The sequence below is a fragment of the Kribbella turkmenica genome (genome assembly GCF_004348725.1).
Taxonomy (GTDB): Bacteria; Actinomycetota; Actinomycetes; order Propionibacteriales; family Kribbellaceae; genus Kribbella; species Kribbella turkmenica.
Map to the genome: position 1 here is coordinate 1 of NZ_SMKR01000194.1, position 13,229 is coordinate 13,229.

At 69.1% G+C, this 13,229-nt stretch carries 13 protein-coding genes; 4 read left to right on the forward strand and 9 right to left on the reverse strand.

What is annotated here, in order from left to right:
• The 4 genes from E1218_RS31015 to E1218_RS31030 form a co-directional block, all read right to left on the reverse strand.
• A partial coding sequence (locus E1218_RS31015) for a DivIVA domain-containing protein (RefSeq protein ID WP_267900337.1) occupies nucleotides 1-489 on the reverse strand: 489 nt, incomplete at its 3' end.
• A gap of 76 nt (nucleotides 490-565) precedes the next feature.
• A complete protein-coding gene (locus tag E1218_RS31020; RefSeq protein WP_132326601.1) occupies nucleotides 566-1,435 on the reverse strand; it encodes an LOG family protein in 870 nt (289 codons plus the stop codon).
• A 64-nt stretch (nucleotides 1,436-1,499) separates the two neighbouring features.
• Entirely contained in the window at nucleotides 1,500-2,561 is a 1,062-nt protein-coding gene (gene dapE, locus E1218_RS31025; protein ID WP_132326602.1) for a succinyl-diaminopimelate desuccinylase, read from the reverse strand.
• A gap of 106 nt (nucleotides 2,562-2,667) precedes the next feature.
• Entirely contained in the window at nucleotides 2,668-3,339 is a 672-nt protein-coding gene (locus E1218_RS31030) for a VOC family protein (protein ID WP_132326603.1), read from the reverse strand.
• 56 nt (nucleotides 3,340-3,395) lie between these two features.
• Between E1218_RS31030 and E1218_RS31035 the strand changes: the two genes are divergently transcribed.
• Nucleotides 3,396-4,070 carry a maleylpyruvate isomerase family mycothiol-dependent enzyme gene (locus tag E1218_RS31035; RefSeq protein WP_132326604.1) on the forward strand — a complete coding sequence of 225 codons (675 nt, stop codon included), beginning with the start codon at nucleotides 3,396-3,398 and terminating at the stop codon, nucleotides 4,068-4,070.
• 11 nt (nucleotides 4,071-4,081) lie between these two features.
• On the opposite strand, the gene E1218_RS31040 is transcribed toward E1218_RS31035, so the two are convergent.
• Genes E1218_RS31040 through E1218_RS31060 form a run of 5 tightly spaced genes read right to left on the reverse strand, consistent with a single transcriptional unit; the run spans nucleotide 4,082 to nucleotide 10,295 of the window.
• Nucleotides 4,082-6,142: a DUF4185 domain-containing protein gene (locus E1218_RS31040; protein WP_132326605.1), complete on the reverse strand. Its 2,061-nt coding sequence runs from the start codon at nucleotides 6,140-6,142 to the stop codon at nucleotides 4,082-4,084.
• A 3-nt stretch (nucleotides 6,143-6,145) separates the two neighbouring features.
• A complete protein-coding gene (locus tag E1218_RS31045; protein WP_132326606.1) occupies nucleotides 6,146-7,171 on the reverse strand; it encodes a glycoside hydrolase family 172 protein in 1,026 nt (341 codons plus the stop codon).
• Between the two features lie 13 nt (nucleotides 7,172-7,184).
• Nucleotides 7,185-7,988 (reverse strand): carbohydrate ABC transporter permease, encoded by an 804-nt coding sequence (locus tag E1218_RS31050; protein ID WP_132326607.1) that lies wholly within the window; start codon nucleotides 7,986-7,988, stop codon nucleotides 7,185-7,187.
• A complete protein-coding gene (locus E1218_RS31055) occupies nucleotides 7,978-8,934 on the reverse strand; it encodes a carbohydrate ABC transporter permease (RefSeq protein WP_132326608.1) in 957 nt (318 codons plus the stop codon). The genes E1218_RS31050 and E1218_RS31055 overlap by 11 nt, the downstream gene beginning before the upstream one ends.
• Nucleotides 8,934-10,295: an ABC transporter substrate-binding protein gene (locus E1218_RS31060; RefSeq protein WP_132326609.1), complete on the reverse strand. Its 1,362-nt coding sequence runs from the start codon at nucleotides 10,293-10,295 to the stop codon at nucleotides 8,934-8,936. Before E1218_RS31060 ends, E1218_RS31055 begins: the two co-directional genes overlap by 1 nt.
• A 245-nt stretch (nucleotides 10,296-10,540) precedes the next feature.
• On the opposite strand from E1218_RS31060, the gene E1218_RS31065 reads away from it, so the two are divergent.
• From E1218_RS31065 to E1218_RS31075, 3 genes are all read left to right on the forward strand, one after another.
• Nucleotides 10,541-11,179: a KpsF/GutQ family sugar-phosphate isomerase gene (locus E1218_RS31065; RefSeq protein ID WP_233712588.1), complete on the forward strand. Its 639-nt coding sequence runs from the start codon at nucleotides 10,541-10,543 to the stop codon at nucleotides 11,177-11,179.
• A gap of 76 nt (nucleotides 11,180-11,255) precedes the next feature.
• Complete coding sequence (locus E1218_RS31070) at nucleotides 11,256-12,215, forward strand: ribokinase (RefSeq protein ID WP_132326611.1); 960 nt, start codon at nucleotides 11,256-11,258, stop codon at nucleotides 12,213-12,215.
• 69 nt (nucleotides 12,216-12,284) lie between these two features.
• Nucleotides 12,285-13,229, forward strand: a 945-nt coding sequence (locus E1218_RS31075; protein ID WP_132326612.1) for a LacI family DNA-binding transcriptional regulator, incomplete at its 3' end; no start/stop codon positions are given.

Below are 13,229 nucleotides of genomic sequence, written 5' to 3' on the forward strand. Positions count from 1 at the left end.
GGCCGACCCCTCGTCGGCCGGTGAGCCGGGCCGCGCCTCGGCGGTCGCGTCGGTGGGCTCCGCGGAGGTCGACTGCTCCACGGCCGGCTGTTCTGTGGTGTCCGACTCCGGGAACTCGCCGCCGACGAGAATCGGTTTCTGGATCCCGGTGTCGTCGAAGTCGGACGGGTCGTAGTCGGCCCCCGAGGCGAAACCCGGGCCGTCGATGATCGGCGAGACCGCGCGTTCGAGGTCGGCGATCCGGCGGTCGCGCTCGGCGACCTCGCGGGCGATCCGCTCGAGCAGCGAGTCGACCTCGTCCATCCGGTAGCCGCGCAGGCCGACGCCGAACCGGGCCGACTCGATGTCGGTGGCCGAGAGTGTCTGCCGGGCCGGGACGCTCAGGTCGGGCCGGTCGTCGTACGCCGTACTCATGGCACCCCAACGACCCGAGGCCACGACTGCGACAGCCCCGATCAACAGCACCACGATCAGCCCGAAGAACCACATCACGGGACCGATCGTGCCATGCCGACGAAGTCACCCGCACAATCGGAGCCCGATTCGGCCCTCCGCGAACCCTGGGTCAGCTCCCGTCGGAGCCCAGCCGGTGCGCCTCTCGCCGCTCGCGCGCCTCGGGGCTGTCCGCCTCGGCCACGTCCCGGGCGGCCGCGGCCGCTGCCTCCTCGGCCGCCGCGTCGGCCAGTTCACCGGCCTTGACGATGTAGCTGATCGCCTCGTCGACGTCGTCGGTGACCACGAACATGTCCAGGTCGGCCGCGGAGATCTTCCCGTCCGCGAGCATGGTCTCCCGCAGCCAGTCGACCAGGCCGCTCCAGTACGACGTCCCGAACAGCACCACCGGGAACGACGTGACCTTCCGGGTCTGCGCCAGCGTGAGCGCCTCGAACAGCTCGTCCAGCGTGCCGAACCCGCCCGGCATCACCACAAACCCCTGGGCGTACTTGACGAACATCGTCTTCCGCGTGAAGAAGTAGCGGAAGTTCATCCCGATGTCGACCCACTCGTTCACGCCGTTCTCGAAGGGCAGTTCGATCCCGAGCCCGACCGACACGCCGCCGGCCTCGGACGCGCCCTTGTTCGCCGCCTCCATCACGCCCGGGCCACCACCGGTGATCACCGCGTAACCGGCCGCGACCAGCTTGCGGCCGAGCTCCTCGGCGGCGGCGTACATCAGGTCGTCCGGCTTGGTCCGGGCCGAGCCGAACACGCTGATCGCGGCCCCGAGCTCGGCGAGCATGCCGAACCCCTCGATGAACTCCGACTGGATCCGCAGCACGCGCCAGGGGTCGGTGTGCACCCAGTCCGAGGGGCCTCGGCTGTCCAGCAGCCGCTGCTCCGAGGTCGAGTTCTGGACCTGGTTGCGCCGCATCACGACCGGGCCGCGCTGCTGCCGGCCGACCGGCCGGTCGGGGTGGATGGAGGGTTCTGCCATGCCTCCACAGTAGTGCGGACAGTGACAACGGGCCCGCCGGCGCGGGACCGGCCACGAGGAGTACCTACGCCGTCAACCAGGCTCTCAGCCGCTGTTCACACCGCTCGATCTCGGCCTCCGGGACGAACTCGTCCTGCTTGTGCGCATACAGCGGGTCACCGGGCCCGTAGTTCACCGCCGGTACGCCGAGCAGCGTGAACCGGGCCACGTCGGTCCACCCGAACTTCGGCTGCGGCTCACCCCCGACCACCTCGAGGAAGGCGGCCGCGGCCGGCCGCTCCAGCCCCGGCAGACCGCCCGGCGCCGAGTCGGTCACGACCACGTCGTAGCCCTCGAACACCGCCCGCAGGTGCGCCTCGGCCTCCGCCTCCGACCGGTTGGGCGCGAACCGGTAGTTGATCTCGACCGTGCACAGATCTGGTACGACGTTGCCGGCGACGCCACCGTGGATGCCGACCGCGTTCAGGCCCTCGCGGTACTCGAGCCCGTCGATCGGCACCCGGCGCGGTTCGTACGCCGCCAGCCGGGCGAGGATCCCGCCCGCCGCGTGGATCGCGTTCGACCCCATCCAGGACCGGGCCGAGTGCGCCCGTTCACCGCGGGTGGTGATCTCGACCCGCATCGTGCCCTGGCAGCCTGCCTCGACGACCGCGTTGGACGGCTCCATCACGACCGCGAAGACCCCTTCGAGGAGCTCCGGGTTCGACCGGGTCAGCTTGAGCAGCCCGTTCCGCTCGGCCTCGACCTCTTCGCAGTCGTAGAAGACGTAGGTGACGTCCCGGTTCGGCTCGGTCAGGGTCGCCGCCAGCCGGAGCCCGACCGCGAGGCCGCCCTTCATGTCACAGGCGCCGAGCCCGTGGATCAGGCCGTCGGCGCGCCGGGCCGGGAGGTTGTCGTTCGACGGGACGGTGTCCAGGTGCCCGGCGATCACGATCCGCTCGTCCCGGCCGATGTCGGTCCGCGCGACCACGGTGTTGCCGTGCCGGAACACCTTCAGGTGGCCGAACGCCGACAGCGCCTTCTCGATCTTGTCCGCCAGTTTCTCCTCGGCGCCGCTGACCGAGGAGATGTTCACCAGCGCCTCGGTCAGGTCCGGGCTGGACTGGGTCAGGTTCAGCTTGGTCATGGGGCCTCCCGGCCTGGACTGAGGAGCGTAGGGAGCGGAGCGACTGGAGCGACGAGGGAGGGCCGGGAGCCAAGGCCCCGGGACCCTCCCCGCCGGCGCGGCGTCACTACCGTAGGAACACGCAGAACTCGTTGCCTTCGGGGTCGGCGCAGACGTGCCAGCCGATCTCGTCGTCCTTGGGCCGCAGCAGTGTCGCACCCGCGTCCAGGACCGGCTGCAGGGCGGGCGCGGTGACGTCCCAGTGGATCCGGTTCTTCACCGTCTTCGGCTCCGGCACCGGGACGAACACCCAGTACGGGAACGGCAGGCCGGGGACGTTCTCCAGCCAGTAGTACGGCGTACCCGGCCGGCTCCTGACGTCGCCGCCGACCAGCCCGGCCCACCAGCGCGCCTGCGCCTGCGGACCGGCGGAGTCGACGATCAGCTCCAGCAGACGGTACGCCGGGACGGAGTCGCGGACGAACCCGCAGAACTCCCCGCCCTCCGGGTCCTCCATCACGGTCCAGGACTGCTCGTCCGTCGCGGGCGACCGGATCGTGGCACCCGCGCGCAGCAGGTTGTCGATCGACCCGGTGTGCACGTCCAGGTGGACGCGTTGCTTGACCGTCCGCGGCTCGTCGACCCTGTTGATCCAAATGGTCTTCTCCGGCACGTCGCCGACCAGCACGTCCGGATTGTCGGCCGGCGAGGTCAGCCCGAGCACCCGGCCCCAGAACGCCACCATCGCACTCGGGCACGACACGTCCACGCACAAGTCCTTGAACCGCGCCACGCTCATGGCGCCAACACTAATCGGCGCGACCGACAAACACTTGCCTGGTTAGGGTGACGGCCATGCGCGACATCCGGCCTGAGGTCACAGCAACTGCCCAACGCGTCAACGCCACGGTAGCCACGGTCGGCGAGGCCGCCGTACGGGCGCCGTCCGCCTTGCCCGGCTGGTCACGCGGGCACGTCATCACGCATATCGCGAACTTCGCCGAGGCGATGACCCGGCAGGTCGAGGAGGCGCTCGCCGGCCGGCTGGTCGACGTGTACGACGGCGGCCGCGCGGCGCGCGACGCCGCCATCGAGGCCGGCGCGGGCCGTCCCGCCGCCGAGCTCGCCGAGCACCTCCGGGTGGCGACCGGCGCGCTGATCGCCGCCTGGGACAAGGTCGGCCCGGGCGACTGGGAGCGTCCGATCCGGCACCGCGACAGCTTCCTCGCGGCCGGGCTCTACGCCACCTGGCGCGAGCTCGCCGTGCACGCCGTCGACCTGGATCTCGCGCCGACGGCGGGTGACTGGCCGAAGGAGTTCTGCCTGCACCTCCTGGACTTCCTCCGCCCGCGCACGCCCGAAGGCGTCCAGCTGGTCCTCCGGGCGGACGACGGAACCACCTGGGAGAACGGCACCGGCGACCCCACGGTCCTCACCGGCGAACTCACCGACCTCACCGCCTGGTACGCCGGCAGAGTCGCCCCGGGGCCGGTGAACGGCCCGGCCCCGGAGCTCCTCCCCTGGCCCTGAGGCACAGCTCCTCAGCTGACGGTGAAGTCGTCGACCTGGATCCAGGTGTCGACGTTCGGGGCGTCGAAACCCGCGTAGACCGTCAGTTCGTGCACACCGGCGGGTACGGTCACGGTCACCTCGTGGTGGACGTAGCCGTTCGAGGCCCCGAAGGTCTTGGACGCGAGGTCCTTGGTGCCGTGACGGACACCGAAGCGGCCCTCATCGGCAGGCAGGCCGGCGGAGGCGTTCACCCAGGCGCCGAAGGTGTACGTCGTTCCCGGGGTGACGGGCACGGTCTGGTAGAGGGCGCTCCAGCCGGTGCAGGTGCAGCGGATCCAGCCGTTGTTGGCGCCGGAGTGCGCGAACCCGAGTCCACGGTCGACACCGTTGGCCGCCGTACCCTCGAACAGCCAGGCCGGCTTGCCGCCGCCGGTGCCTTCGAATCCACCGTCGGCGAGCTGGGCGACGTACCGGACCGCCAACTCGGAGACCGAGGTGTGGCTGCGCGTGCCGCCCGGCAGGCCGATCACCCGCACGCCGTCGGTCTCCTGCACCGGGAACGTGATCGTGTACGTCTTGTTGGCGCCCGCCGAGGCGTCACCCGGGTACGCCGGTGAGACCGTCTGCGCGGCGACCTCGACCCACGAGCCGTCGACCTTCACCTGGACCCGCGGGCGTCCGGTGAAGTAGCCGCCCTCCGCCGACACCGCGCCGGACGTGAACTCGACCCGGTTGACCTTGTGCTTGCCGGGCCACGTGTACCCCCACCAGGACGCGCCCTTCACCTCGTCGTCGAAGTCGGTCTCGCTCCCGGTCAGCGCACCGTCGTTCATCAGCGCGAGGCTGCCCGACCGGCTCGACTTGGAGATCGCGACCGCGCCGGTCGAGGGAGCGGCCAGGTTGGCGTCCGCCGGCAGGTTGTCCGCCGCACCCGGGTCCGACGGTGTCAGCACGAGTTTGCGCAGGTTGAAGTTGTAGACCGACGTCCCGATCCCGCCACCACCGCAGGGGCAGACGTTCGCCTGCAGATACATCGTCCTGCCGTCCGGCTGGACGAACTTCGACGGGATCGTCACGCCGTACCCGCCGTACTTCGAGGTCGACCACGGATACCCGCCGAAGTCCTTGCTGAGGAAGTGCTTCCACGGCCCCCACGGCGTCGGCGACTCGTAGAATTCGAAGGTGTACTCGGTCCACGACGTGTAGACATATCGCTTCTGCTTCTCCAGGTACGTGACGCCGCCCTGACTGATCACGCTCAGGTTCGACGCGTTCGTCCCGTACGTCTGGGCGTACAGCCGCCGCTGGTCGGTCAGCACCGGCTTGCGGTCGGCGATCTTCGACGTCCACGACGGCTTGCCGCGCTCGGTGCTGCCGGCATAGAACTCCCAGGCACCCCGGTTCTGCACCTTGCCCTTGGGCACCCGCGCCATGAATACGCTCTGCGGGTCGGTCACGGTGTCGTCGAAGGAGTCCCGCCAGTTCCCGTCCAGGCCGTAGGCATAGACGTATCCGTCGGGCGCCAGCGCCCCGCCCCTGCCGAAGTCGGCGAACCAGATCGTGGTGAAGACGTGGTCGGCGAACATCGGCTCGCTCTTGTCCCACGTCCAGGTCCGGCCGTGGTCGGCCGACTTCAGGATCGTCGCCGCCGGTACGTCGTTGAAGTCGAGCGCCAGGTCCTGGACCGCCAGGTACAGCGTGTCCCCGACGCACACCATGCCGGTGGGCTTGCGGTTGTACCCACCGCCGCTCCAGATCGACCCGGCCTGGTCGCCCTTGGAGATCGTCGTCCCGGTCAGGTTGCCGGGGGTGCCGTCGATCTCGTTGACCGCGATGTCGGCGAAGTCGCCGTCGAGGCTGAACCCCTTGCCGTCGCCGTTGGCGGCGTACAGCTTGTCGTTGCCGGCCCAGCAGGACGGCCACAGGTCACCGTCGCTCTGGCTCGGCATGCCCTTGGACTCGACCGCGGCAGTCCCGACATAGGTGCTGCCGGCAACCGCAGGCGGCGCCGCGGAGTCCTCGGACGTCGTCAGCAACGCCGCCGAGCCGAAAACCAGCGGCAGGACGGCCAGTAGTGCCCCACGTTTCATGCGCTACCCCTTCAGGGTCTGGTACCAGTACGCGACCGACGACCAGTCGTCGCTGCGCTTGTTGGCGTGACCGTGCTCGATGGTCACGCGGATGGAGGTGAAGAAGGTGATCGGGTCCTCGATGTGGAAGCGGTACAGCGAGATCTCGCCGCTCCAGTTCGGCCCGCCGGGCAGGGTGATGCCGTGGTACGGCGCCGAGTACGCCTCGCCCGGGCACCACGCGGTATTGAAGTAGTCCTCGGTCCCGGTGCCGTGCAACGACGGCGGGAACGGTTCGCCGTCGATGAAGATCATGTCGTCGCCCTCGCCGTACCAGTTCCACTCGGCCGAGTCGCGCAGGTTGCGGATGCTGACGACGCACCCGACGTAGTGCCCCTTGCCCTCGGTGTCGAGGACGACGTAGTTGCCGGCGCCGTCGAGGTTCGTACCCTCGACCTGGTGCTGCCGCAGCGTCTGGCTACCCTGCTCGACCCCGTCGGTGGGGTTCTGCCGGTTGTACGACGCGTGGAAGTACCCGAGGCCGTCCTGGGCGCCGTCGAACAGTTCGTAGTCGATGTAGTAGTAGAAGAACACCGGAGAGGCGGTCAGCTCGGAGCTGATCTCCAGCCGGGCCTTGGACGCGAACGGCATGTGGAACCAGCAGTTGAACCCCTTGCCGTCCTGCGGGCTCATCTGCAGCGGGGCGCTGACGAAGTTCACCGTCCGGCCGTGGCCGACGCCGAAGAAGTCACCGAGCGGCACCAGCACGCTGGGCTGCGCGGAGTCCTCCCAGGTGACCTTCAGGATCAGCTTCCGCAGGTAGTCGCCGTCGGCTTCGTCCGGTCCCCACGGGCTGTCCCGGGCGACCGTGCACCAGATGTGGTTGATGGAGCCCGGCCCGTCGAGGTCGGCCAGCACCGCGGACTCCCCCGGCCGGATCGTGAGCCGGTCGTCGTTGCCGCCCGACCGGTCCCAGCTCGACGCGCGCCGCCGCTTGGAGTTCCTCAGCCGGGGCAGATCGCGCAGACTGCTGCCGTAGTCGCCGTACATTCCAGCCTTTCCGTTACTTGAGACCGGTGGTCTTCATCGCGTCGACCAGGCGGCGCTGGCCGGCGACGAAGACGACGACGGTCGGGATGGCCGCGATCACGGCGGCCGCGAGGATCAGGTTCCACGCCGAGGCGTACTGCCCCTGCATGCCGGAGACACCGAGCTGGATGACGCGCAGGTCCGGGTTCCGGGTGATGGTCAGCGGCCAGAGGAACGCGTTCCAGTTGGCCAGGAAGAACAGCACCGACAGCGAGGCCAGGACCGGCCGGCTGAGCGGCAGGATGACACTCCAGTACCGGCGCCAGTAGCCGCAGCCGTCCAGGTCGGCGGCCTCCTCCAGCTCGCGCGGGATGTTCAGGTAGTACTGCCGGAGCAGGAACACCCCGAACGCGTGGAAGATGCTCGGCACGATCAGGCCGGCGTAGCTGTCCAGCAGGCCGAGCTGCTTGGCGACCAGGAACAGGGGCACCAGGATCACCGGCAGCGACACGAGCAGCGTCGACATGATGCCGGAGAAGATCAGCCCGCGGCCCGGGAACCGCAGCCGGGCCAGCGCGTACGCCGCCATCGAGTGGAAGAACAGCGCCACCACGGTGACCACGATCGACACGATCGCGCTGTTCAGCAGGAAGGTCGGCATGGGGATCTTGAACAGCACGTACTGCAGGTTGTCCAGCGTCCAGCGCGTCGGCCAGCCGAAGTCGAACACGTCCTCGACCGGCTTCAGCGCGCTGATCACGATCCACAGCAGCGGGGCGACCGCGATGATCGCCAGGACGTGGGCCAGGGCCGGGAGGAGGAATCCTCTAGTCCTCATCGAACCGGCCTCCCTTCGTGAACGCGAACATCAGGCCGGTGCAGGCCACCAGGATCGCCACCACCACGGTGGTCAGGGCGGCGGCGTACCCCATGTTGTTGAAGGTGAATGCCTGTTCGTAGATGTAGAGCACGACGGTGCTGGTGGCCCGGGCCGGACCGCCCTTGGTCAGCACGTAGACGAGGTCGAAGGCCTGCAGGCCGGTGACCGCGCCGATCGTCGAGTTCACCACCACGAAGAAGCTGGTCGGGCGCATCAGCGGCCAGATCACGAACCGGAACCGCTGCAAGGTGCTCGCACCGTCGATCTCGGCGGCGTCCTCGAGTTCCTTCGGGACATCCTTCAGCCCGGCCAGCAGCACCAGCATCTGGTAGCCCATCACGAACCAGACGCTGATCACGACATAGGTGCCGAGAGCAAGCGACGGTGTGCCGAGGAAGGACACGTCGCTCAGGCCGAACGGCGCCAGCAACTTGGAGAGCGCACCGCGCTTGTCCACCAGCAGGAACTGCCAGATCAGGCCGACGACGACCAGGCTGACCACGTGCGGCAGGAAGAACGCCGACCGGACCCAGCCGATGCCGCGGAAGTGGTTGCGGACCAGCATCGCCAGCGCGAAGCTCACCACGAAGGCGATCGGCACGAACGTGACGACGTACGTCGCGGTGACCTTGAGCGACGCCCAGAGCTGGTCGTCGCCGGCCATCAGCATGTAGTTGTCCAGGCCGACGTACTGGTAGTTGCCGAAGCCGTCGACCTTGAAGAACGCGACGCCGAAGGCGAGCACCATCGGCAGCGCGACGAAGATCAGCAGACCGAGGGAGTCCGGCGCGAGGAAGGCGTACGCCGCCAGGGCCTCGCGCCGTTTGCGGCTCAGGCCGGCTTTCGGCCGCTGGGCCGGAACCTTCGCCGACGGCTTGGACGGAGGGGCTGTGGTGGTCACCATCAGCTGATCGGCGCACCCTGGTAGGTCTTCAGGAACGTGTCGATGCGGGCCGCCGCGTCAGCCGCCGCCTTCCCTGGGTCGGCCGCGTTCAGCTGGCACGCCTGGATGGCGTCGGCGATCGGCTGGTACACCTCCGGTGGGAACCGCGGCTCCGGCTTCCCGGTCGGTGCGATCTCGCTGACGAACTCCTTCAGCACGCCCTCGGCGAACGCACCCTTCGCGTCCGCGGCGGCCTGCACCGACTTGCGCGGCGGCACGTTGGTCTTCACCACGGTGTTCCACTGCCGCTGCCGTTCGACGCCGGCGGCATCGGTCGACCCGAGCGCCCAGGCGATGAACTTGGCCGCGGCCTCGGGGTTCTTGCCCTTGGCGTTCGCGACGAACGCCCAGCCGCCGAGGTCGGTGGCGGGTTTGCCGCCCTCCGGGGTCGGGTGCGGGATGATGCCGTACTTGAAGTTCTTCTTCCTCGCCCGCATGTCCGCGACAGCCCAGATCCCGCTCTGCTGCATCGCGGTCGCGCCGGAGCCCAGGTTGGACACCACGTCTCCGCCGCCGTCGCCGAGCGCCTTGCGCGGAGCCACCTTGTTCTGGATGGTGTCCTGCCAGAACTTCAGCGCCTGGACGGCGGCCGGCGAGTCGAACGCGACCTTGCCGTCCTTGATCGGCGTGCCGTCGCCCTGCCAGAGGAAGGGGTACCAGGTGAAGTTCTGGTAGTAGCCCGGCAGCGTCTCGAACATCACGCCGTACCGGTCTTTGCCGGTGAGCTTCTCGGCGACCGCGAGGGTCTGGTCCCAGGTCTTCGGCAGGTCGGCCTCGGACAGGCCGGCCTTCTCGAACGCGGCCTCGCTGTAGTACATCGCGAGCGGCTCGATCTCCATCGGCAGGCCGTACACCTTGCCGTCCACGCTGCGCGCCTCGAGCAGGCCTGGCAGGTAGTCGTTCTTCGACTCCTCCGACAGGGCCGGGCCGAGGTCCTGCAGGACACCGCCGTTGTAGTAGCGGAGGAAGTCACCGGGGCTGATCAGGAAGATGTCCGGGCCCTGACCAGATTGGAACGCGGTCTGCAGGGTGGTTCCGTTCAGGTAGTCCTTGCCCGGGATGTAGCGCAGCTTGACCTTGACGTCGTTGTTCTTGTTCCACTCGTCGACGAGTGAGATGAACCACTTGCTCTGCGGGCCCTGGTCGTCGGACGGGCCGTAGAAGTTCCAGAACGACATCTCCTTGGCGTTGCCGCCGGACTCGTCACCACCACAGGCGGTCAGCAGCGGACCGCCGACCGCCGAGGCGGCGACGGCGCCGAGTCCGCCGCGCAGGATCGTCCGCCGGCTGACCGGCGTGGCAGGAAAGGATGTTGCGGCCATCAGTGCTCCAGGGGTGTGTCGAACGGCCGACCGTGTGGAACCGTTTTCGGGGCAATCGATTTCTCGCAATCTACGAGTACCGACCTGAGCGGTCAAGGCCCGAGTCGGTCTCGATGTGGTCAATCCGGCCGATTCTCTCGTGCAGCCGAGGAATCGAGCTCGGTGCAGACGTTGACACTGTGCGACCTGGCTGCCTAGTCTGCGGAAATCGATTTCTGAGATGAGAGGGCTCTGGGATGCCAGTTGTGCCGAATCGTGGCGATGTCGAGGCACCCCGGGATCTGGTCGCTTTGGGCCTGCAGGCGGCGCGGAACGCGATCGAGACCGAGGCCGCGGCCGTGTCGGCGCTGGCGGACCGGCTGGACGGGGTCTTCCTGGACGTGCTGATCGCGGTCGCCGGCTGCGAGGGTCACCTGGTGGTGACCGGTCTCGGCAAGTCCGGGCTGGTCGGCCGCAAGATCGCCGCCACCCTGGCCAGCACCGGAACGCCGGCCACCTTCATCCACTCCGGCGACGCGCTGCACGGCGACTCCGGTGCGGTGACGTCCCGCGACCTCGTGCTGGCCCTGTCCGCGTCCGGCGAGACCGCCGAGGTCTGCGCGTTCGCCCGGATGCTGCGTGAACGCGACATCCCGGTGATCGCGATGACCGGCAACGAGGAGTCCACGCTCGCCCGGCTGGCGACGTACACGCTGGACACGATGGTGCTGCGGGAGGCCGATCCGCTGAACCTCGCGCCGACCGCGTCGACCACGGCCTCGCTGGCCATGGGTGACGCACTGGCCTGCGCCCTCGTCGTACTGCGGGACTTCAGCCACCACGACTTCGCCCGGTTCCATCCGTCCGGTGCGCTCGGCCGGCGGCTGCTGGGGGAAGACGCATGAACGAACGGAAAGGCTTCATCATCGAGCGCAGTGCCCGTTGTGTCTCGTCGGCGCCCGGGGCGAAGCGAGGACGTCGATGAGCGCGTACGACGTGTGCGTGCTGGGCTCGTTCATGAAGGATTTGGTGGCAACGGCGGAACGCCGGCCGCTGCCCGGCGAGACGTTGCACGGGACCGGGTTCGCGGAGTTCCTCGGCGGCAAGGGCGTCAACCAGGCGATCGCCGCCGCGCGGATGGGCGCCCGGACCGCCATCGTCGGCACGATCGGCGAGGACCGGTACGGCGCGGAGTTCCTCGAGCTGCTCGAGTCCGACGGGGTCGACACCGCCTGGGTGGTCCGGCACCCTTCGCTGGGGACCGGAGTCGGGCTTCCGCTGGTTCTCCCGGACGGCGGCAACTCGATCATCATCGTGTCCCGCGCGAACGCCGCGATCACTCCCGCCGACGTCGAGGCGGCGGCCGACGTACTCACCGCGAGCCGGGTGCTCAGCGTGCAACTGGAACTCCCGGTCGAGGCGAGCCGAACTGCCCTCCGGCTCGCCTCGGCCGCGGGTGTCACCACGATCCTCACCCCGGCTCCGGTCGGGCCCGTCGATCCCACGTTGGCTCGATTCGTCGACATCCTGGTGCCGAACGAGGTCGAGGCCGCCGCACTGACCGGGCTCGACTGCGACGATGAGTCGCAGGTGCCGGTGATCGCGCGCAAGCTCGCCGACGAGTGGGACCTGCGCGGTTGTGTGGTGACGCTCGGGTCGCGGGGCGCTTTCGTCGTCGACCGCGACTCCGGTGCGGAGGTGTGGATCGAGCCGCACCAGGTGGCGACGGTGGACACGGTCGGTGCCGGTGACGCCTTCTGTGGGTCGCTGGCCGCTTCGCTGGCATCAGGCGCGCCGCTCGTGGACGCCGTCCGACTGGCCAACGCGGCCGGTGCCTTGTCGACCACCGTGAACGGCGCGGCCGACTCCGCACCCGATCGGGCGGCCGCCCTTGCGCTGCTCGACGGGGCGGCCTTCAGCGTGGGTCCGCCGTCGCCGTGAGATCCTTTTCCCCGGATCGGAGTTAGAGTGCGATCCAGACGATCTACTGGACTCCAGCGGGGAGCGGGCATGACGACGATCTACGACGTCGCGCGGCGATCCGGTGTGTCTCCGGCGACGGTGTCCCGGGTGCTCAGCGGCCGGCGGAACGTGGATCCGGAGCTGTCGGAGAAGGTGCGCGCCGCGGTGGCCGAGCTCGGCTACCGGCCCAACGGCGTCGCCAGGAACCTCCGCAAGTCCAGTACGAATCTGTGGGCCGTCGTCATCTCCGACATCGAGAACCCGTTCTTCACCTCACTCGTCCGCGGGCTCGAGGACGTCGCCCAGACCGAGGGGTACCACGTCGTCCTGTGCAACTCCGACGAGGACCCGGCGAAGGAGGCGGCGTATGCCTCGGCCGTGCTGACCGAGCAGATGGCCGGCGTGGTCATCTCCCCCACCAGTACGGCCGAAGGCGTGCAGCAACTCGCGGACGCGAAACTGCCGATGGTGCTGATCGACCGGCGCGTCGACGGGGTCGAGGCGGACACCGTGCTGGTCGACAACGAGCACGGCGCGCACGAGGCGGTGAAGCATCTGATCGACGGTGGTTACCAGCGGATCGGGTGCATCACCGGTCCCCGGAAGGTCAGTACTGCGATGGACCGGCTCGCGGGTTACCGGTCGGCGTTGCGCGCCGGCGGGATCCGGTACGACAAGGAGCTGGTCCGGCACGCTGACTTCCGCGAGGCCGGTGGGTACGCCGCGATGGAGAACCTGCTCGAGATGCCCGAGCCGCCCGAGGCGCTGTTCGTCACGAACAACCTGATGACGGTCGGTGCGCTGGAATGCCTGGCGAAGAAGGGCGTCCGGGCCCCGGACGACATCGCCGTCGTCGGCTTCGACGACATCCCGTGGGCGGACCTCGTCGTCCCCAGCCTCACCACGGTCGCCCAGCCGACGTACGAGCTCGGCCGCACCGCGGGCCTGCTGCTCAAGGACCGCATCGCCTCCCCCGGCCGCCCACCCTCCACC

What these genes read in the sequence shown, in the direction of transcription:
- E1218_RS31050 (WP_132326607.1), bottom strand. Translation starts at nt 7,988, where the DNA reads ATGAGGACTAGAGGATTCCTCCTCCCGGCCCTGGCCCACGTCCTGGCG.
- E1218_RS31035 (WP_132326604.1), top strand. Translation starts at nt 3,396, where the DNA reads ATGCGCGACATCCGGCCTGAGGTCACAGCAACTGCCCAACGCGTCAAC.
- E1218_RS31040 (WP_132326605.1), bottom strand. Translation starts at nt 6,142, where the DNA reads ATGAAACGTGGGGCACTACTGGCCGTCCTGCCGCTGGTTTTCGGCTCG.
- E1218_RS31055 (WP_132326608.1), bottom strand. Translation starts at nt 8,934, where the DNA reads ATGGTGACCACCACAGCCCCTCCGTCCAAGCCGTCGGCGAAGGTTCCG.
- dapE (WP_132326602.1), bottom strand. Translation starts at nt 2,561, where the DNA reads ATGACCAAGCTGAACCTGACCCAGTCCAGCCCGGACCTGACCGAGGCG.
- E1218_RS31030 (WP_132326603.1), bottom strand. Translation starts at nt 3,339, where the DNA reads ATGAGCGTGGCGCGGTTCAAGGACTTGTGCGTGGACGTGTCGTGCCCG.
- E1218_RS31070 (WP_132326611.1), top strand. Translation starts at nt 11,256, where the DNA reads ATGAGCGCGTACGACGTGTGCGTGCTGGGCTCGTTCATGAAGGATTTG.
- E1218_RS31045 (WP_132326606.1), bottom strand. Translation starts at nt 7,171, where the DNA reads ATGTACGGCGACTACGGCAGCAGTCTGCGCGATCTGCCCCGGCTGAGG.
- E1218_RS31060 (WP_132326609.1), bottom strand. Translation starts at nt 10,295, where the DNA reads ATGGCCGCAACATCCTTTCCTGCCACGCCGGTCAGCCGGCGGACGATC.
- E1218_RS31020 (WP_132326601.1), bottom strand. Translation starts at nt 1,435, where the DNA reads ATGGCAGAACCCTCCATCCACCCCGACCGGCCGGTCGGCCGGCAGCAG.